The 19,645-nt window shown below is 28.1% G+C and carries 18 protein-coding genes; all 18 read left to right on the forward strand.

Going from position 1 to position 19,645, the window contains the following annotated elements; genetic code table 11:
• The first annotated feature begins 7 nt into the window (after nucleotides 1–7).
• Complete coding sequence (locus tag A4F88_RS16895) at nucleotides 8–1,078, forward strand: Wzz/FepE/Etk N-terminal domain-containing protein (protein WP_068843809.1); 1,071 nt, start codon at nucleotides 8–10, stop codon at nucleotides 1,076–1,078.
• Nucleotides 1,079–1,400: 322 nt separating this feature from the next.
• The gene (wecB, locus tag A4F88_RS16900; protein WP_068843810.1) at nucleotides 1,401–2,525 is read left to right on the forward strand and encodes a non-hydrolyzing UDP-N-acetylglucosamine 2-epimerase; all 1,125 of its coding nucleotides are present in this window, start codon (nucleotides 1,401–1,403) and stop codon (nucleotides 2,523–2,525) included.
• Nucleotides 2,526–2,530: 5 nt separating this feature from the next.
• Nucleotides 2,531–3,742, forward strand: a complete 1,212-nt coding sequence (wecC, locus tag A4F88_RS16905) for a UDP-N-acetyl-D-mannosamine dehydrogenase (protein ID WP_068843811.1) — start codon at nucleotides 2,531–2,533, stop codon at nucleotides 3,740–3,742.
• 141 nt (nucleotides 3,743–3,883) lie between these two features.
• Nucleotides 3,884–5,320, forward strand: coding sequence for a lipopolysaccharide biosynthesis protein (locus A4F88_RS16910; RefSeq protein ID WP_068843812.1), 1,437 nt, complete (start codon nucleotides 3,884–3,886; stop codon nucleotides 5,318–5,320).
• A gap of 110 nt (nucleotides 5,321–5,430) precedes the next feature.
• Complete coding sequence (locus tag A4F88_RS16915) at nucleotides 5,431–6,282, forward strand: NAD-dependent epimerase/dehydratase family protein (protein ID WP_068843813.1); 852 nt, start codon at nucleotides 5,431–5,433, stop codon at nucleotides 6,280–6,282.
• Nucleotides 6,258–7,229: an ATP-grasp domain-containing protein gene (locus tag A4F88_RS16920; RefSeq protein ID WP_068843814.1), complete on the forward strand. Its 972-nt coding sequence runs from the start codon at nucleotides 6,258–6,260 to the stop codon at nucleotides 7,227–7,229. The genes A4F88_RS16915 and A4F88_RS16920 overlap by 25 nt, the downstream gene beginning before the upstream one ends.
• Before the next feature lie 6 nt (nucleotides 7,230–7,235).
• Nucleotides 7,236–7,871 (forward strand): HAD family hydrolase, encoded by a 636-nt coding sequence (locus A4F88_RS16925; protein ID WP_068843815.1) that lies wholly within the window; start codon nucleotides 7,236–7,238, stop codon nucleotides 7,869–7,871.
• Nucleotides 7,871–8,503: an acetyltransferase gene (locus A4F88_RS16930; RefSeq protein ID WP_068843816.1), complete on the forward strand. Its 633-nt coding sequence runs from the start codon at nucleotides 7,871–7,873 to the stop codon at nucleotides 8,501–8,503. The genes A4F88_RS16925 and A4F88_RS16930 overlap by 1 nt, the downstream gene beginning before the upstream one ends.
• Before the next feature lie 13 nt (nucleotides 8,504–8,516).
• A complete protein-coding gene (gene rffA, locus A4F88_RS16935; RefSeq protein ID WP_068843817.1) occupies nucleotides 8,517–9,647 on the forward strand; it encodes a dTDP-4-amino-4,6-dideoxygalactose transaminase in 1,131 nt (376 codons plus the stop codon).
• Nucleotides 9,648–10,661, forward strand: a complete 1,014-nt coding sequence (locus A4F88_RS16940; RefSeq protein ID WP_068843818.1) for a TDP-N-acetylfucosamine:lipid II N-acetylfucosaminyltransferase family protein — start codon at nucleotides 9,648–9,650, stop codon at nucleotides 10,659–10,661. It begins immediately after the preceding gene.
• A 30-nt stretch (nucleotides 10,662–10,691) separates the two neighbouring features.
• A complete protein-coding gene (locus A4F88_RS16945) occupies nucleotides 10,692–11,798 on the forward strand; it encodes a glycosyltransferase family protein (protein ID WP_068843819.1) in 1,107 nt (368 codons plus the stop codon).
• Nucleotides 11,798–13,057 carry an EpsG family protein gene (locus A4F88_RS16950; RefSeq protein WP_068843820.1) on the forward strand — a complete coding sequence of 420 codons (1,260 nt, stop codon included), beginning with the start codon at nucleotides 11,798–11,800 and terminating at the stop codon, nucleotides 13,055–13,057. Before A4F88_RS16945 ends, A4F88_RS16950 begins: the two co-directional genes overlap by 1 nt.
• 79 nt (nucleotides 13,058–13,136) lie before the next feature.
• On the forward strand, nucleotides 13,137–14,102 hold the full coding sequence (locus tag A4F88_RS16955) for a glycosyltransferase family 2 protein (protein WP_068843821.1): 966 nt from the start codon (nucleotides 13,137–13,139) through the stop codon (nucleotides 14,100–14,102).
• 375 nt (nucleotides 14,103–14,477) lie between these two features.
• On the forward strand, nucleotides 14,478–15,554 hold the full coding sequence (locus A4F88_RS16960) for a glycosyltransferase (RefSeq protein WP_068843822.1): 1,077 nt from the start codon (nucleotides 14,478–14,480) through the stop codon (nucleotides 15,552–15,554).
• A 92-nt stretch (nucleotides 15,555–15,646) separates the two neighbouring features.
• Complete coding sequence (locus A4F88_RS16965) at nucleotides 15,647–16,465, forward strand: glycosyltransferase (RefSeq protein ID WP_068843823.1); 819 nt, start codon at nucleotides 15,647–15,649, stop codon at nucleotides 16,463–16,465.
• A 3-nt stretch (nucleotides 16,466–16,468) separates the two neighbouring features.
• Nucleotides 16,469–17,017: a dTDP-4-dehydrorhamnose 3,5-epimerase gene (gene rfbC, locus A4F88_RS16970; protein WP_068843824.1), complete on the forward strand. Its 549-nt coding sequence runs from the start codon at nucleotides 16,469–16,471 to the stop codon at nucleotides 17,015–17,017.
• A 495-nt stretch (nucleotides 17,018–17,512) separates the two neighbouring features.
• Nucleotides 17,513–18,469: an MraY family glycosyltransferase gene (locus tag A4F88_RS16975; RefSeq protein WP_068843825.1), complete on the forward strand. Its 957-nt coding sequence runs from the start codon at nucleotides 17,513–17,515 to the stop codon at nucleotides 18,467–18,469.
• A 31-nt stretch (nucleotides 18,470–18,500) separates the two neighbouring features.
• Nucleotides 18,501–19,640: a DegT/DnrJ/EryC1/StrS family aminotransferase gene (locus tag A4F88_RS16980; protein WP_068843826.1), complete on the forward strand. Its 1,140-nt coding sequence runs from the start codon at nucleotides 18,501–18,503 to the stop codon at nucleotides 19,638–19,640.
• The last annotated feature ends 5 nt before the right edge of the window (nucleotides 19,641–19,645 follow it).

The following is a 19,645-nucleotide window of genomic DNA, read 5'->3' on the forward strand; positions in this document are numbered from 1 at the left end:
TATTTTAATGGATAATATATCTATTCATAACGATGAAATATCGTTAAAGGAATTAATTAATAAGGGAAAAGAATGGTATGGATATTTGCTTTCTAGATGGAAAATTATTCTTCTGATTGGTATAATTGGATCTGCTTCAGGGGTAACTTACTCAGTTTTAAAAGAACCAGTTTATACTGCCACATTATCTTTTGCATTAGAAGATGAAAAATCTGGAGGAGGTCTTGGAGGAGCTTTAGGGTTGGCAAGTTCTTTTGGTCTGGATTTAGGAGGTAGTGGTGGTGGAATTTTTACAGGATCTAATTTAACTGAGTTATTTAAGTCTAGATCGATGGTTGAGAAAACATTGCTTTCTCCAATAAATTTGAATGGAGAACAAATTTCTTTAGCAGAAATGTATGTAAGAAATAGTAAATGGAGAGAGAAATGGAACAAAGACCCTAAATTGAGTACAATTCAATTTTTACCAAATCAAAAGCATAAAAAATTTACTCGTGTACAAGATAGTATCATGGGGACAATATATTCTAATCTATCAAAATCTGGTTTATCTGTTGCTCAAAAAGATAAAAAAATTGCAATTATAAATATTGATGTTTCTTCAACAAATGAACTTTTTGCAAAATATTTTTGTGAAGCTTTAACTAAAGAGGTTGGAGAGTTCTATATTGAGACAAAAAGTAAAAAAGCAAGATTAAATATGGCGATTTTGGAACGCCAAGTTGACTCTATTCGAAGAGAATTAAATGGAGCAATAACAGGAGTTGCTGTTGCGAATGATAATACTTTTAATTTAAATCCTGCATTAAATGTTCGACGTGCTCCTTCAGCGCGAAGACAGGTAGATGTACAGGCAAATACAGCTATATTAACAGAACTAGTTAAGCAAAGTGAATTGGCTAAAGTAACATTGCGGAAAGAGACTCCTCTAATTCAAGTAATCGACAGACCTATATTACCTTTGGCAAAAGAAAGATTTGGGAAAATCAAAGGAATTCTATTAGGGGGGATTTTAGCTGTATTTTTTGCAACTTTATTTTTTATAGTCAGACGTATCATTAAACAAATTATTATTTAGTTTTAGTAAGAACATGCTTTGAGTAAAGAAATAGGTTTAAGAATAATTTGATTATCCTGCTTTGTTAGTAAAATTAACATAAGAAAAATCGACTAAGATTAACTAAACAGTGTATGATTGGTCTTTTTTTACGGTTGAGGTTCAAGTGGTAGATGATTAGTTTTTCGAATTCATATAGGTTGCATATAATGGAATATAGAAGTAGAGATTTGTGGGGAGGTTGGTTTATTAAGAAAAAATATTAATTTATATTGTGTTTTTGTACTTGTCTAGTAATAGTGCATTAGAGATGTAATAGATAAAAGGATCATTTGAAAAAAGAATGAAAAAAAATTTGATAATATTTGGAACTAGACCTGAGGCAATTAAAATGGCTCCGCTAGTTAAGGAATTTAAAAAACATGAATTGGTATTTGAAACTCGTTTATGTGTTACGGCACAACATCGTGAGATGTTAGATCAGGTTCTTGATTTTTTTGAGTTAAAACCCGATTATGATTTAAATTTGATGAAACCAAATCAAAATTTATATAAACTTACTTCTGATATTCTTTTAGGATTAAAACCTATATTGGAGGATTTTAAGCCCGATTTTGTTTATGTGCATGGAGACACGACAACTACTCTGGCTGCTAGTATAGCAGCTTTTTATTATGGTGCAAGAATCTGTCATATAGAAGCAGGTTTAAGAACACATAATTTGAAGTCCCCTTTTCCAGAAGAAATGAATAGACAGCTGACAGGTAGAATTGCTGATATTCATTTTGCTCCAACGATCACTTCGAAAGAAAATCTTTTAAAAGAAAATGTTGCTTTGGAGAGCATTTTAGTTACTGGTAATACAGTGATTGATGCTCTAGTTGATAGTTCTCAAAGAGTTGTTAATATTAATAATAATGAGATAGAATTATTAAAAGAAATAATTGATGTTGATAAAAAAATTATTTTGGTCACGGGACATCGCAGAGAAAATCATGGAGATGGATTTGAAAATATATGCGCTGCTCTAAAATATATTGCATTAAATAACGATGATGTACAAATAGTATATCCAGTTCATTTGAATCCAAATGTAAAAGGGCCTGTTTATGAAATATTAAGTGGAATCAGTAATATTAAATTAATAGAACCTTTGGCATATCCTGCATTTGTATGGTTAATGAATCAATCTTATTTAATTATTACTGATAGTGGAGGAGTTCAGGAGGAAGCTCCTAGTTTAGGTAAGCCAGTCTTGGTAATGAGAGATACTACTGAAAGGCCAGAAGCAGTTTCAGCAGGAACAGTGATATTAGTTGGAACTAATAAAGAATTAATAATAGAGACATGTAATGATTTATTAGCAAACGAGCGCATGTATCTAGAAATGGCTGAGTTACACAATCCTTATGGTGATGGAAAAGCATGTGAACGTATCGTTAATCATATTAAAAATTTATCTAAATAAATAAAATGAGCATACAAAAAGTAGTTACAATAGGATTAGGATATATTGGCCTACCTACTTCAGCTTTAATGGCTAACAATAATATATTTGTTCATGGTGTTGATGTTAATCAAAATATTGTCGATACTATAAATGCGGGTAAAATCCATATAGTTGAACCAAGTTTAGATGAGGCAGTAGCTTTTGCAGTAAAAAAGGGATTTTTAAAAGCAGCGACTCAACCTATTGTCGCTGATGTTTACTTAATTGTAGTTCCAACTCCTTTTAAGGCAAAAAATGAACCCGATATTTCTTTTGTTCAGGCTGCGACTAAAGCAATTATTCCGTTATTAAAGAAAGATGATTTGTATATCATTGAGTCTACTTCGCCAATAGGAACTACAGAAAAAATGATGAATTATATTTTTTCTCAAAGACCAGAATTAAAAGATGAGATTTTTGTTGCTTATTGTCCTGAACGTGTTTTACCAGGTAACGTTATGTATGAATTAGTACACAATGACCGTGTAATTGGTGGAGTTAATGAGAGATCAACACAAAAAGCGATAGATTTTTATAGTCAATTTGTAAAGGGAGAATTACACGCTACTAATGCTAGAACTGCAGAAATGTGTAAACTGACGGAGAATTCTTCTCGTGACGTACAAATTGCATTTGCAAATGAATTATCCTTAATTTGTGATAAAGCAGATATTAATGTTTGGGATCTAATTAAATTGGCAAACAAACATCCTAGAGTTAATATTTTACAACCTGGCTGTGGTGTTGGAGGACATTGTATCGCAGTTGATCCTTATTTTATCGTAGCTGATTATCCTATGGAATCCCAGATTATTGGAAAAGCGCGAGAAATTAATAACTATAAGTCATTTTGGTGTGCAGAAAAAGTGAAAACTGCGAAATTAGAATTTCAACTAAAAAAAGGAAGAAAGGCTAATGTAGCTATAATGGGGTTAGCATTTAAACCTGATATTGATGATTTGAGGGAGTCTCCGGCTAAATATATTGCACAAAAAGTTTTGCAGGATTCTCAGGATGAAGAATATTTTATTGTAGAACCTAATATCGAGAAACATAATGTTTTTAAATTAACAGATTATAAGGTAGCGATAGAAAAAGCAGATATAATTGTATTCCTAGTGTCCCATAAAGAATTTAAAGAAGTAAAAATTGATTCCGATAAAATTGTTTTAGATTTTTGTGGAGTTTTAAATTGAGTTTTATTAGAATTATTGATTTACTCCCTTTTATAGGGGGTTAAGATTTAATTTGTAAAAAGTTAGTCTAAATTGGGTTTTATGTATTTTAAAGATAAGTAAATCAAGGTTAGATTTTAATAAAAGATTGATAAGGTACTTATGTTAAAAACTAAATTGATTAAATCAGCTAAATGGAATGCTTTTGGAAGGATATTTAGTATGATAAGCGATTTTTCGTTTGGGATAGTATTGGCGAGAATTCTGACTCCAAATGATTTTGGGGTTGTTGCCGTACTTTCTGTTTTTATATCTTTCATCGGAATCTTTATAAATAGTGGTTTTAGTCAAGCTTTAGTTAGAGAAAAGAATGTAACACAAAAGGATTATAGTACGATCTTTTATTTCAACTTATTAATTGCTTTTTTGTTTTTTGCAATCACCTTTTATTCAGCACGATTTATAGCTCAGTTTTATAATAATCTTCAAATGGAGCATTATTTAAGGGTTCTTTCAATGAGTTTATTTATTAGTGCTTTAGTTATAGTTCAGGAAAGCATTTTGATTAAGAATATGGATTTTCAGAGAATTTCGATTATCTCTATAATTTCTTCTGTGTTTTCTGGGATTATTTCGATTGTTTTAGCTTACTATGATTTTGGTATTTGGAGTTTAATTGCAAAATCAATTGTAAGGGATCTAATAATTCTGCTACTTACGGCTTATTCTATTAGATGGTGGCCAAATTTAGTTTTTTCAGTTTCTTCTTTTAAAAAATACTTTCGATTTGGTGTTTACATGTTGGGGAGCTCATTGGTTTCGCAATTATATAACAATATTTTTAATTTAACGATTGGTAAAATATTTTCTCCGGCAACATTAGGGTATTATAATCGTGCTGAATTATTTAAAAATACTTTAAGTCAAAATATTGATGGAGTTATTTCAGGGGTAAGTTATCCGGCATTAGCATCATTACAAGATGACAAAATTAGATTTGTAAACTATTATAAGAATATTTTACAATTATCTTTTTATGTACTTTCAATATTAATGATTGGTTTAATGTTTAACGCCGAGGCACTCGTTAATGTTTTGTTAGGGAAAAAATGGTTGGGATCAATTGATATTTTACAGTATTTATGTTTTTTAGGAATTTTATTTCCAATTAATTCAATTACAGTGAATTCAATAAGTGTCACGGGTAGATCAGATATCTATTTTAGGTTTCAGTTATATTCTTTTTTTGGATGCTTAATTTCTTTAGGATTAGGCTCTGTTTTTGGAATTTTGCCCATGATTGGTTGTTTAATTTTTATATCATTTTTATGTTCAATTTGGATAGTAAAAATTTTTAATAGATTATTTGATTTTACTTTTTTGGAACTTTTCAAATCATTGAAGTTTAGTTTTATACAATTGATTTTATTAGGGAGCTGCTTTGCTATTATTAATATGTTTAAAATGGATTATGTACTTGGATTAATTTGTAATGCTTTTTTTGGTTTATTAATTGTTATATCGGTAGGAATTATTGGTAAAGGAAAAGAGTTCTTTTTTTTGTTAGATCAAATAAGTTTAAAAGTTATACAAAGATAATTACAGTTGTAAAATTGTAGATTTTTGATTGTATATGTGTAAAACAAATGAAATATTTATAATAATTTACTTTGCATCATATTTTTAATACTTGGAATTTTTAGAGTAATATGAAAAAAAAAATTATTATATCTGGAATTAATGGTTTTTTAGGGACTAAATTATTACAGACATTTAAAGCTGTTTATGATGTGTATGGTATTGCTAAACAAGAGAGCTGTATAGATGGTGTTAAAGTTTTTTCATCTAAAAATATAGATGAAATAGATTTTGAGCCAGATTATTTAATTTTATGCCATGCTGCAGTTTCTTCTGGGAATACTATAGAATCAAATGCCTTGTTGTATGAGATTAATGTTGGTTTAACAGAAAAAATAATCTTAAAATTTCAAATGACTAAAATTATTTATGTTTCATCAGCTTCTATTTATGATACGCAATCTGGTATTATTGGGATGAATACATTAAATAACCCGATAACAGAGTATGCAATATCAAAATTATGGGGTGAAAAAGTAGTGCTAAAAACGAATAATGCAGTAATTGTTAGATTATCATCTTTGTTTGGATCAGGAATGAAGGAAAATACTATCATACCAAATTATGTAAATCATGCTATAAAAAATAACAGTATACCAGTTTGGGGGAATGGTGGGCGTAAACAAAATTATATTTTTGTTGAAGATGTTTGCAACTTAATAGGTAGTGTTATGCAAAATTTTGACAAAGTTAGAAGCAAAATTTTATTAGCTGTTAATGATAGGGAATACACAAATTTAGAAGTTGCAAATATTGTAGCAAACGAAACTCAATCTTCGATTGAATTTGTAAATCAAGATAAATCAATATCATTGCAATATAATAATTTTGAAACTTGTAATTTATTAAGTTGGTCCGTGACAACTGATTTTAAAGAAGAAATTGTTAATTATATCAAATGGAAGAAAAAACAGTACTTGTAACAGGTATAGGAGGGAATGTTGGTCAAGGAATATTACGAAACATAAAGTCCTTAAATCTTAATATAAGATTAATAGGTGTGGATGTATCCAGTTTTACTCCCGGAAATCATTTGTGTGATAAAACTTATGTTGTTCCTTATTATTATGATGAGTCTTATATATCTATTATTTCTAAAATTATTGATTCTGAAAATGTAGCACTAGTGTTGCCATCCACAGATTATGAAGTTTATCATCTTTCAATGAATAGAGATAAACTTAATGCTTGCGTAGTTGCAAGCGATGTCATCACTGCAAAAACTTATTTAGATAAATATGAAACTTATTTGTATTTATCTAAACATAATATTCCTTTTTCAAAATCTTGGTTAGTTGGTGAGTACGATTTTTCGGAAAAAGATATCATAGCTAAGCCTAGAGAAGGAAGAGGTTCAAGAGGAATTTTGATTAATCCTGAAAACCCAAATAACCTTCCTGATGGCTATATGATCCAACCTCTTTCCAAAGGAAAGGAAATAACAACAGCAGTGTATGTTAATAAGAATCAAAAGCTTCATGGTCTTTTTACTATGGAACGAAAATTAACTAATGGTACCACTACTGAATCAAAAGTGATTTTTAAACATGATGATCGATTAAGAAAAATTGCTCAAAGTATGATTGATTTAGGAGGCTTAAAAGGAAGTTTTAATATTCAAAGTATAGTTACCGAACAGAATGAAATTATTCCTTTTGAAGTTAATTGTAGGATTTCTGGAACAAACTCGATTAGACATAATTTAGGTTTTCAAGACGTAAAATATGCAATTCAAGAATATTTGTTCGATAAAGAACCAGATACTCCTAAACCAATTGAAGGAATTGCAACCAGAATTCTTATGGATGTTATTTATCAAAATTGTTCTGATTTTGAATCATTAGATAGTAGTAATTATTTCCTTTTTTGATAAAAAATGATTAAATATATTTTTTTTGACGTAGCTGGTACTTTACTGGGAAAACCTAGCTTGTATATAATAATTCAAAATACTTTAAAAGATTTCGGATACCAAATTTCAATCGAAGAAATTAAGCAAAAACACAAATTATTATCCGAAGTTATACACTTTCCAGATAAAACAGATGAGAGTTTTTACTTAAAATTTAACACTGAGCTGTTATTTTTGTTAGGGATTATTCCAACAACAGCATTGTTAGACATGATTTTTAAAAATTGTACTTATTTGCCTTGGGAGAAATTTGAAGATACTAGTGTTTTATCTGAATTAATTGTTCCATTAGGAGTAATTTCAAATTTTAATATAACTTTAAAAGAAAAGTTGAATGGTTTTTTTGGCCCTGTTTTTAAAGATGTTTTTGTATCCGAAGAATTAGGCATTGCTAAGCCCAATATTGACTTTTATAAAAAGGCTTTAGATAAAATTTCATTAAGCCCTAGTGAAGTTTTATATGTAGGGGATTCGATTAAATTAGATCTAGAACCGGCAATACGATTAGGGATTAAAACCCTAATTGTTGATAGAGAAAATTTCTATCCAAATTTAAAAAATAGAATTTCAAGTTTAAAAGAAATAACAAATTCATTATAATGTCAAAAATATTGGCTATTGTTGGTTCAGGTGACTTAGGGCAACAAATTGCTCATTATGCTATTTCGGACAATCATTATGATAAAGTAGTGTTTTTTGATGATTTTACCGAAGAAAAAATAGTAAATGGGTTTCGTGTCTTAGGTAATTCAAATGATATAGAATCTGAGTTTGAACTAAACTCCTTCGATGAACTTATTATTGGAATAGGCTACAAACATTTAAGCATTAGAAAGCAATTATTTGACAGGTTTTTGAAAATTATTCCATTTGGTAAAATTGTTCATTCTACTTCTTGGATTGATTCAACAGCAAAAATTGGTGTTGGCTGTGTAATTTATCCCGCCTGTGTTATTGACGCTAATGCTTCTATTGGTAATAATACAATTCTTAATGTTTCATGTACAGTAGCGCATGATACTATTGTAAGCCAACATTGTTTTTTGTCACCGAGAGTTGCTCTGGCAGGATTTATTAAAATAGAAGAACTTTGTATAATCGGAATTAATAGTACTATAATTGACAATATAAATATAATTTCAGGAACTCAAATAGGAGGAGGTACAGTTGTAATTAAAGATTTGCAGAAAAAAGGCCTTTATATTGGAAATCCACATAGATTTATAAGATAATAAGATATAATAGATGATACCATTTAACAAACCCTATTTAACAGGGAAAGAAACGCATTATATTTATGATGCTGTAAATTCAGGAAAAATTTCTGGGAACGGAAAATATACTCAAAAATGCCAGGTTTTTTTTGAAAAAGAATATGGTTTTAAGAAAGCATTACTAACAACTTCTTGTACAGATGCATTAGAAATGTGTGCCATGCTTGCCAATATCAAAGAAGGTGATGAGATAATTGTGCCAAGTTTTACATTTGTATCTACTGCTATTGCATTTGTTCGACAAGGTGCTAAAATTGTGTTTGCTGACTCTTATGAGGATAATCCAAATATTGATGTTTCGAAAATTGAATCTCTAATCACCTCAAAAACCAAAGCGATAGTTCCTGTTCATTATGCTGGTGTAGCTTGTGATATGGATGTGATAATGGGACTGGCAGATAAATACAATTTACTAGTAATTGAAGATGCGGCACAAGCAATCGATAGTTATTATACAGGTAAAGATGGTGTTAAAAAAGCTCTAGGTTCTATTGGTCACATGGCAGCCTTTTCTTTTCATGAAACTAAAAATATTATTTCTGGTGAAGGGGGAATGTTGACGATTAATGACGATCGTTTTATCCATCGTGCTGAAATTATTTGGGAAAAAGGAACTAATAGAGCTGAGTTTTTTAGAGGAGAAGTGAATAAATATGGTTGGGTAGATACCGGGTCATCTTTTTTGCCGTCAGAAATAATTGCCGCTTTTCTTTGGGCTCAGATTGAGAATTTAAATGATATTCAAACTAAACGAAAAATAATTTGGCAATGTTATTATGACGAATTAAAAGAATTGAATTTAAAAGATATCAAATTACCTGTTGTTCCTGATTATGCGACGACAAATGGTCACATGTTTTATTTAACATGCATGAATGTTGAGCAACGAGATATAATAATTTCTAAATTAAAAGAAAGAGGTTTTTATACTGTTTTTCATTACATATCATTACATTCAAGTCCATATTATATAAAAGAACATGATGGTAGAGTTTTAAGTAACTCAGATAATTTTACAAGTTGTTTATTGCGTTTTCCTTTGTTCTATGAATTAGATTTGGTAAGTGTGAGTGAAATTGTGGGTGAGATTAAAAACTGTTAAATGGTTTTACATATAATAGACCCGGATAAATTTACAAAGCCATTAGCAAATTTTTTAATTGAAGACGAGAGATTTAAAAATCATTTTTTTTTATCTCCAAAAGATTCTGGTATAGTAGGAAGTAAACAGATAATAGATCTTAGATCTCCACTTTCCAAAAATTTATTTTACAACTTTAGGACTATGTTTTCTCAATGTTGTAAAGCGAGAAGAATAGTTTTACATGGTTTAGTTTTAGTTCATTTTTTTTTCTTTTTTCCATTTTTTTTTCATAAAATATCTTGGGTCATTTATGGTTATGAATTGGAAGTCATTAAAGCATCAACAGGATGGTATTCCCGAATGTTGAGATTTGTACTTAGTAGGGTTAATTGCCATATTTCACACGTGCATGAAGACTCAGAAGAAGCTAATAAATTACTGAAAAGTAAAGCTAAATTCATATACTCTCCCATGTATTTGAGTAACATAGTTGATATCACTTTTTTTAAAGCTGAAGATCTTTCAAAGAAAGATAGCATTAATGTTTTGGTAGGTAATTCAACGGATCCTACAAATGAACATATTTCTATATTCGATATGCTTGAAGGTGAAATTGAATTTATTAACAAAATTTTCTGCCCATTATCTTATGGTACTCATGATGAATATAGAGACAAAATTATTATTGAGGGAGCCAGAAGATTTGGAGATAAGTTTGTACCGCTTACCGAACTGATGACAATTGAAAAGTACATTGATTTTCTAAAAACTATTGATGTTGCAGTGTTTAACCATAATAGACAACAAGCAATGGGAAATACATTAACGTTACTTGGTTTAGGTAAGATTGTTTATATGAGATCAGGAACAAATTCGTTTGAATCTTTGACTAAAAGAGGATTTATAGTTTTTGATAATAAGCTAATTAAAGAATGTGGATTTAAAGTAAATAGGGAAGTTCTAACTAATAAGGCCACATTAGAAAATTATTATTCTATGTCAGTTTTAATTGATTCTTATATAAATCTATGAGGCGTTGTATTCCTTTCGAGTAAATAAGTAATGAAAAATATATTAATAATATGTAAAGATATTTATCCTTTACAAAATCCTAGATCTTTTAGAGCTACAGAGCTAATCAATGAACTTCATAAGAGAGGACACGATCTAATGGTTGTCTGTGCAATCAATAAAAATGATTTTTTAGTCTTTAAGGAAAAATACCCTGATATTAAAATAAAAAATTTAGGTGACGTTACGACAATATTAAGTCACACATTTTTTCAAAAAAATAGATTAGCATATAGGATATTTGACAAAATTTTATATTATTTTTTTCAGTATCCTTCAATAAAATTATTATTTAAAGTTAGGGCTTTTTTTAAAGATAATAAAGTAAAGTACGATTTGCTATTTACAATAGCAAATCCATTTTCTATTCATTGGGGAACTGCTCTAGCAAGGAATAAACGATTAGATTTTTTCCCTAAAGTGTGGATAGCAGATTGTGGTGATCCATTTATGGGGAATAAAATAACAAAACCACCTTTCTATTTTTCTATTTTAGAAAAATTATTTTGTAGAAAAGCAGATATAATAGCAATTCCAGTTGAAATAGCTAGAAAATCTTATTATAAAGAATTTCATGATAAAATTAAAATAATTCCGCAAGGATTTAATTTTTCTGATGTTACTCTAGAAAAATATGAAAGAAATTCAGTGCCAACTTTTATTTATGCAGGAGTCTTTTATAAAGGGAAAAGAGATCCACGCCCTTTTTTAGAATACTTATGTAATTTGAAAACTGATTTTAGATTTGTAATTTTTACTAGCAATGATTCTATGTTGAGTGATTATAAAACTAGATTGTATGAAAAATTAATAATTAAAAATTCTATACCAAGAGGTGAAGTTTTGAAAGAATTATCAAAAGCAGACTTTTTGGTTAATATAGAAAATGATACAAATAATCAAGTGCCAAGTAAATTAATTGATTATACGTTATCTAAAAGACCAATTGTATCCCTAAGAATGAATAATCATGATTTTGAAGATTTTTTGAGTTTCATGAATGGAGATTATACAAAGCAATTGATTATTGAAAACATAGAAGACTATAATATTGAGAGAGTAGTTGGTAAATTTCTTGAAGTTGGGAGTAATTACTAATGCATACTATTAAAAAATTTTCTGCAAATTCTATCAAGGAATTTTTTCTCCTTGTGACTTCTTTTTTTTTATGGCCATTTTCATCTTTAGTAATGTCTTTATTATTATATAAAAAGAAATGGTCTAGACATCTTTTTGTATTATTCTGCTTTTATTTTGGTTATACTTTTATAATTCCTGTAACTGGAGGTGATTCGGAGTTCTATAATTCGGTATTGTCTGATTATTTTAATAGCCAAATCTCATTTAAAAATTTTGTAGAAGGTTTATTTACAATTGAAACGCAACAAACAGATTTGTATCAGCCTATTGTAACTTGGATTGTATCTCGATTTACAGATAATTATCATGTATTATTTGCTGTTTTTGGTTTAGTTTTTGGAATTTTTTATTCGAAAATATTATGGTTCATCTTTGATCGAATAAATTATAAAATTTCTGGATTCGCAATTGTATTATTCTTAATGTTATTATTAATAAATCCAATTTGGAATATTAATGGTGTTCGTATGTGGACAGCATTAGAGGTATGTGTATATGGAGCGTTACTTTTCTTTTATAAAAATAAAAAGGGTGGTATATTTTATATGATTCTTTCAGTTGTTTTTCATATATCGTTTTTCATTCCTTTAGTATTTTTTGTGTTATATATGTTATTACCCAAAAGTAAAGGTAATTTTCTTTTTTATCTGTATGTTGGGAGTATATTATTGTCAAGTCTTCCCCTTAATTTTTTAAATGGAATTGCAGAGTATTTTCCTGATATAATAAGATTTAAGTTAGAATCTTATACTGATGATAACTTTGCTAGTAATGCCAAAGAAGATTTTGAAAGCTCTAGTTATTTTATACGACTTGCAATTTTTTCTTTGAATTTTTCAATGATTATTATTGTTTTTTTTGTACGATTTTATTTTATTAAAAAAGTCAAGGATGATTTTATAACTTTAAATTTTTTCAATTTCATAATATTTACATTGATTTGGACAAATATTTTTTCAATGGTTCCCTCTGGAGGAAGGTTTCTATCATTTTCATATATTATCTTAATGTCTTTTGTACTTATAAATTTAACAAAAATTAGATTAAATAATAAGTTTTTATATTTTAAAGCCTTAATTCTTCCATTATTTGGTGCCTTTTTTGTTTATAATTTTAGAAATTTTTTAGATTACCAGTGCTTTTCTCTTTTTTTTGGAAATATTTTGACTTTCAATTTATTTTCAGAACCGGAATCAATTATTCATTATTTAAAATGATGATAGTTACTTGTTAAATTGGATATCAAAACTTAAGATTTAGTTTATTTTAAAATGTTATTTTGCTTATTATATAAAAATGATAAATACTGTAGATAATTCTATAAAGAAAAATATATTAATTTCAGTATTAATGCCAACATATAATGTTGTTAGGTTTGTTGAGGAAGCGGTTAATAGTATTCTGAAACAAACTTATGTTAATTTCGAATTCATTATAGTTGATGATTTTTCTACTGATGGAACTTATGAAAAGCTTCTAGAGTTGGCTTCAAAAGATTTTCGAATTAAATTGTTTAGAAATGAAATGAATTCAGGGATAGTTGAGACACTAAATTTTGCTTTATCTAAAAGTAAAGGGGAATATATTGTTAGGATGGATGGTGATGATTTGTGTAGTCCCTTGAAACTAGAAAAGCAATTGGAATTTTTACTTAATAATGAAGATATTTCTCTTGTTGGGTGCGATGTTATTTGTATCGATGAAAATGATGCAGTTTTAAATAATGTGATAACTTCGCATACTGTAAAATGTACAAAGAAAATATTGAGCTACGTCTCACCTGTATTACATATCTGGATGTGCAAAAAAGAAATTTATATGATACTTAATGGATATCGGCAATTGGGAGGGTCAGAGGATTACGATTTTTTATTAAGAATGGATTCTTTAGGTTATAAATTTCTTAATATTCCTTTTTTTGGTTATTCTGTAAGATTAAGATCTGGTAATACTCAAACTACTAAAGGGTTGTACCAGAGAAAAATAGTTTATTACATACGGAGATTATATAAAGAAAGATTGGTTAAAAATTTTGATTCTTTCAATTTAGCTGATAGAGATAAAATAACAAAATCAAATCCAATTCTTGAGAAAATACATAAATTATCGATAAACTTCACCTATAAGGCTATACAAAGCAGAGGTGAAAAAAAATATGTTTTATTTCTGTTTTATTTATTATTTTCTTTAGTTTCTCCTTATCAAATACAATATTATTTCGAAAATTTTTTGGTTAAGATGTATTTAAAAAAGTATAACTGAGAGTTATGTAAAATTATTTACGATTAGTTGTTTATTATGTAGGATTTTATTTGTTGTTACTTTAATTCTATCAAAAATAGTAAATAGCAAATGATCAAGTTAAACCTTAGAATAATTTGTTTCTATAAACTTTATTTTTAATTGGTGAATATTAAATAATATATTAAACAGTCCTATATATAATATTTGTTTTTCTCAAGAATAAAAGAACAAATCAAGAAAAAATTAAAGATTTGGCCAAATAATCATTAGAAAGAGAACAGGGAGTATATAAATAGAGTTTGTGTTTTACTATCAATTACTTAAGAATTATTAAAACATTTTTGATGTTATTTTAATAGTTTAATCATACCTAATACATAATTTTTTACTTTTATGAAAATAGCTTTTTTTTTTAACAATTTATCCAATACTGGTACTAACATTGCTACACGAGATTTAATATATCAATTAAAAAAAACTCAAAGTTTGGAATGTATAGATGTATTCTTTTTTGATAAAGTTGAAAATGAATTGGAAATTACTGAGAGTAAAATTCAGATTAGTTTTTTTACGAGAGTTGACTTTTCAAAATACGATATTATTCACTCCAGTAATTTACGATCTGATTTTTACGTTTTTTTTAATAAATCTTTTTTTTCTCGAGAGAAAAGAATCAAGTACGTCACAAGTGTCCATAGTATCATACCTGAAGATTTATCTTTTACTTATAGTAATCTGGTGTCAAAATTAATTTCACCAATTTGGATTAAAGTAAAAAAAAATAATGATGCTATAGTAGTTTCTTCTGATTCTATGTACAATTATTACAAAGATTTGTTTGGAAATAAAAACTTAAGTATTATTGAATATGGCAGAAGTATAGAACCATTGGATAATTTTAAAATTCCAGAAACGGATATTGATTTAATTTTAAGCTTTAAGAAAAAGTATAAAGTTATAGGAACTGTTGGATCTTTAATTAAACGAAAAAATTATGAAGCTGTAATAAGTTTACTAAAAAAAGATGAAAATTATGGATGGATATGTTTAGGTCTAGGAGAAGAGCACGATAATTTATTAAAATTATTGAAAGAGAATGAATTTGAAGATAGAGTTCTTTTTTTAGGATTTAAAACGGATTCTAGACCATATTATGAATTCTTTAATTTGTTTTTTCATCCATCAAGAAGCGAAGGTTTTGCTCTTGTTATAATTGATGCAATGTCTCATAAAACCCCTATGTTACTTTCTAATTTAGAGGTATATAAATCTATAATTAAAGAGGATATGGCCTTTTATTTTGAATTAGATGACGAAGTTTCTTTATCTGATACTTTTGAAAAAATTCGACAAGGAGGGAGAGCTGTAGAAAAAGTTGTTGAAAAATCTTTTATGACCTATGAAGCCAAATTTTCTATAGAAAAATACGGAGAAAAACATCTTGTCATTTTTAATAGCCTTATCAGATGATTGTTAATCAAATTTTTTTGTTGTAAAATGTTATGCCTATTTAAGATGGTTAAAGAAACAGATGTAGTAAAATAAAATTTTAGAAAAATATAATGTACGATATAGTTTGTAGTTTAGTAATATATAAAAATGATAAAAAGCAACTTTTAGATGCTATTGATAGTTTTTTAAATACTGATTTGAAAGTTAAATTAGTTTTAATAGATAATTCACCCACTAAAGATTTAGAGAATATCAAAATTGATCCAAGAGTGGAATATATCTCTAATCCTTTGAATCCAGGATATGGATCATCTCATAATATAGGTATTAGAAAATACTCACAAAAAACAGATTTTCATCTCGTGTTGAATCCTGATATTTATTATTCAAAAGGTGTTATTGAGGATTTGATATCATTTATGAATAGTGACAAGAGTATTGGATTGTTGATGCCGAAAATTTTATACCCTAATGGTGAAATACAATATTTGGCAAAATTAATTCCTAGTCCTTTTGTTTTTTTTTCCAGGAGATTTTTGCCTTTTGAAGCAATAAAGAAAAAGATTTCTGATAAATTCGAATTACGGTTTAGTAACTACGACAAAGTTATGGAGGTGCCTTATTTGTCTGGATGTTTCATGCTTTTTAGAACCGAGGTATTGGAGCAAATAAATGGATTTGATGAGAACATTTTTATGCATATGGAGGATTTAGATATAACAAGAAGATGCTCTTCGGCAGGATTCAAAACGATTTTTTACCCTCATCAAATAGTTTATCATGATCATTTATATAAATCCTTTTTAACTATTGCAAACTTAAAAATGTATTTTAAATCAGCATTTTATTATTATAATAAATGGGGATGGATTTATGATAGAAATAGAATTTTGATTAATAAAAAAACAATTAAAAAAATAAAACAATAGACAATGATTATTGAGGAGACGAGTATTAAAGATCTAGTAATCATTAATCCAACAGTGTTTACAGACCAACGTGGTTATTTCTTTGAAGCTTATAATGAAGCTAAATTTCAGGAACATGGGATTATATATAAGTTCATTCAGGACAATCAATCGTTCTCTAAAAAAGGAGTGATACGAGGATTACATTTACAAATTAATGATTTTGCACAAGCTAAATTAGTGCGTGTGTTGCAAGGAGAGATTTTAGATGTTGCTATAGATTTACGTAAAAAATCTAAAACTTATGGACAGCATTTTAGTGTGATTTTGAGTGGTGAAAATAAAAAACAATTAATGGTTCCTCATGGGTTTGCTCATGGATTTTCTGTTCTGAGTGAAACGGCTTCGGTGATGTATAAAGTTGATCAGGTGTATCATAAAGAAAGTGAAAGAGGAATTCGGTATGATGATCCCATTTTGTCAATTGATTGGCAGATAAGTCCTAATGAAGTTACTATATCAGATAAAGATTTGATTTTACCAAGTTTTGAATCAATTGATTGGGAATTTTAAAAAGGTAACAGAAACAGGACTAAGAACAAAAGTTTATGCTGTTTTAATGATTATTCAGAGTGGGTAATAGAAAAAATAGACGGTTGTTAATGAACAAATAAAGTAGTCTGAATTTAAGATAGGATTAATCTCTAATTGATTGAATTTATCAAAATGATAAAGTGTTTTTTTCAGAGATAATATTACTTGATTATTAAGAGAGAAATATATAAGAGAAATAATTTATACATTTATCATATTTAAGACCCAAAACGTTATAGAGTTGTTGAATTTGATAATGATACAGAAGCAATTTCTTCTGAAGAAAAAATATTTGATTCAAAAAAATAATCAATCACATGATTTTAAGATTCGATTTTTGTAACAGTTTTATCCTTGAAATTAAAGGATTTATCTGTATCCTTTCTAATCAGATTATATAATATTTGTTAAATCTCTTAACTATAAAATTAAAATAATAAACCATAATACTTTTTTAGAAACTCAACATTGAACATGATTTATATTATATTTTTCTTTTTATTATTAGCCATTGAATTACTTTATTTTAAAATTGCAGATAGATATAATATTATTGATAAACCCAATAATCGCTCTTCGCATACTTTAATTACATTAAGAGGTGGAGGGATAATTTTTCCAATTGCAATCACTATAGCATTTTTTTTAGGATATGTTTCTCCAGCTCTTACATCAGCAGTGGTAATAGTTGCAGTAATAAGCTTTATTGATGACGTTAAGCCTTTAAGTCAATTGCCAAGAGTTTTATGCCATTGCTTTGCTCTTCTCATGATTTTTTATGATTTAGATTTGTTGCATGACTCAGTTTGGGTTTTATTGATTGTCTTTGTTTTAATAATTGGTTGGATAAATGCCTTTAATTTTATGGACGGAATCAATGGAATAACAGTCCTTTATGCATTTGTTGCCATTGTTTCATTTTCATATTTACCTAACAATAATTCTAACTTATCTGTATTAATTTCAATGGGCATTGCATGTATAGTTTTTGGAATATTTAATGTCAGAAAAAAGGCTAAATCTTTTGCAGGTGATGTTGGAAGTATTAGTATGGCTGTTTTCTTGGCATATTTCATGATAAAAACAATTTTAGAAACACAGCAAATTGGATATATATTGATGTTTTCAATATATGGTATTGATGCTTGTGTCACAATTGCTAACCGATTAATTAAAAAAGAAAATATATTTGAAGCTCACCGAACACATTTATACCAATATTTAGCAAACGAATTAGGGATTTCTCATGTTTTAGTCTCTCTGGTTTATGCTCTTACGCAATTAGGAATAAATATAATAGTGATTCTTTTAGCTTCTACTAATAAACTCTCTACTTTTATGATTGTAGGTATTTTAGTCTTAATAAGCACAATTTATTTGATAACCCGAATAATATTAATTCGATTTATTAACAAAAAGGCAATTAAATAATTTGTTTTTCTGAAGTAACTCTTGATTGTATATGAATAAAAAAAAAATTTGGCTTTCAGCCCCTCATATAAGTGGATATGAAAAGAAATATATTGATGAGGCTTTTGAGACTAATTGGATTTCTTCAGTTGGACCGAATTTAACTTTTTTTGAACAAAAACTTGAACAATATTTAGGAGAGTCAAAGCATGTAGCTGTATTAAATACTGGTACAGCAGCTATTCATTTAGGATTAATTCTTCTAGGAGTTATGGCAGGAGATGAAGTACTATGTCAAACAATGACATTTTCAGCTTCAGCGAATCCTATAATTTATCAAGGAGGTATTCCAGTTTTCATCGATAGCGAGCCTGAAACTTGGAATATATGCCCAAGGGCTTTAGAATTAGCGATTAAAGATAGGATTTCAAAGGGGAAAAAGCCTAAAGCAATAATTGCAGTTCATATTTACGGAATTCCTTATAAAATAAATGAAGTTCGAGCTATTGCTGATCAATATCAGATTCCAATTCTTGAAGACAGTGCTGAGGCTCTTGGGAGTAGTTATAAAGGACAAAAATGTGGTACTTTTGGAGATATTAGTATTATTTCTTTTAATGGAAGTAAAATAATTACAACTTCTGGAGGTGGAGCTATTGTAACAAAATCAAAGGTATTAAAAGATAAGGCTATTTTTCTTGCTACTCAGTCTAAAGAAAGTGTACATTATTATCAACATAATGAAATTGGATATAATTATAGAATGAGTAATGTTAGTGCTGCAATAGGTAGGGGACAACTTCAAGTATTGGATGATTATGTTCATTTAAGAAGGAAAATGCATGATTTTTATAACGATTTATTTCAAGAAATAAATGGGGTTTATGTTTTTAAAGTTCTTAATAATGATTATTTTTCTAATTATTGGTTAACAACTATTTTGGTTAATCCTAATGAAACAGGAGGTATAACAAACAAGCAAATTAAATTAGAATTAGATAAAGAAGATATTGAATGTAGATTACTGTGGAAGCCTTTGCATATGCAGCCTATCTTTAAAGAATATCCATATTATGGGACTAATATTAGTGAAAAACTTTTTGAGAACGGACTTTGTTTGCCTTCTAGCTCTAATCTTAATGATTTTGATAAAGAACGCATTAAACAGGCTATATTTAATTTGTTTGGATAATTTTT

The organism is Flavobacterium chilense (assembly GCF_001602525.1).
GTDB classification, from domain to species: domain Bacteria; phylum Bacteroidota; class Bacteroidia; order Flavobacteriales; family Flavobacteriaceae; genus Flavobacterium; species Flavobacterium chilense.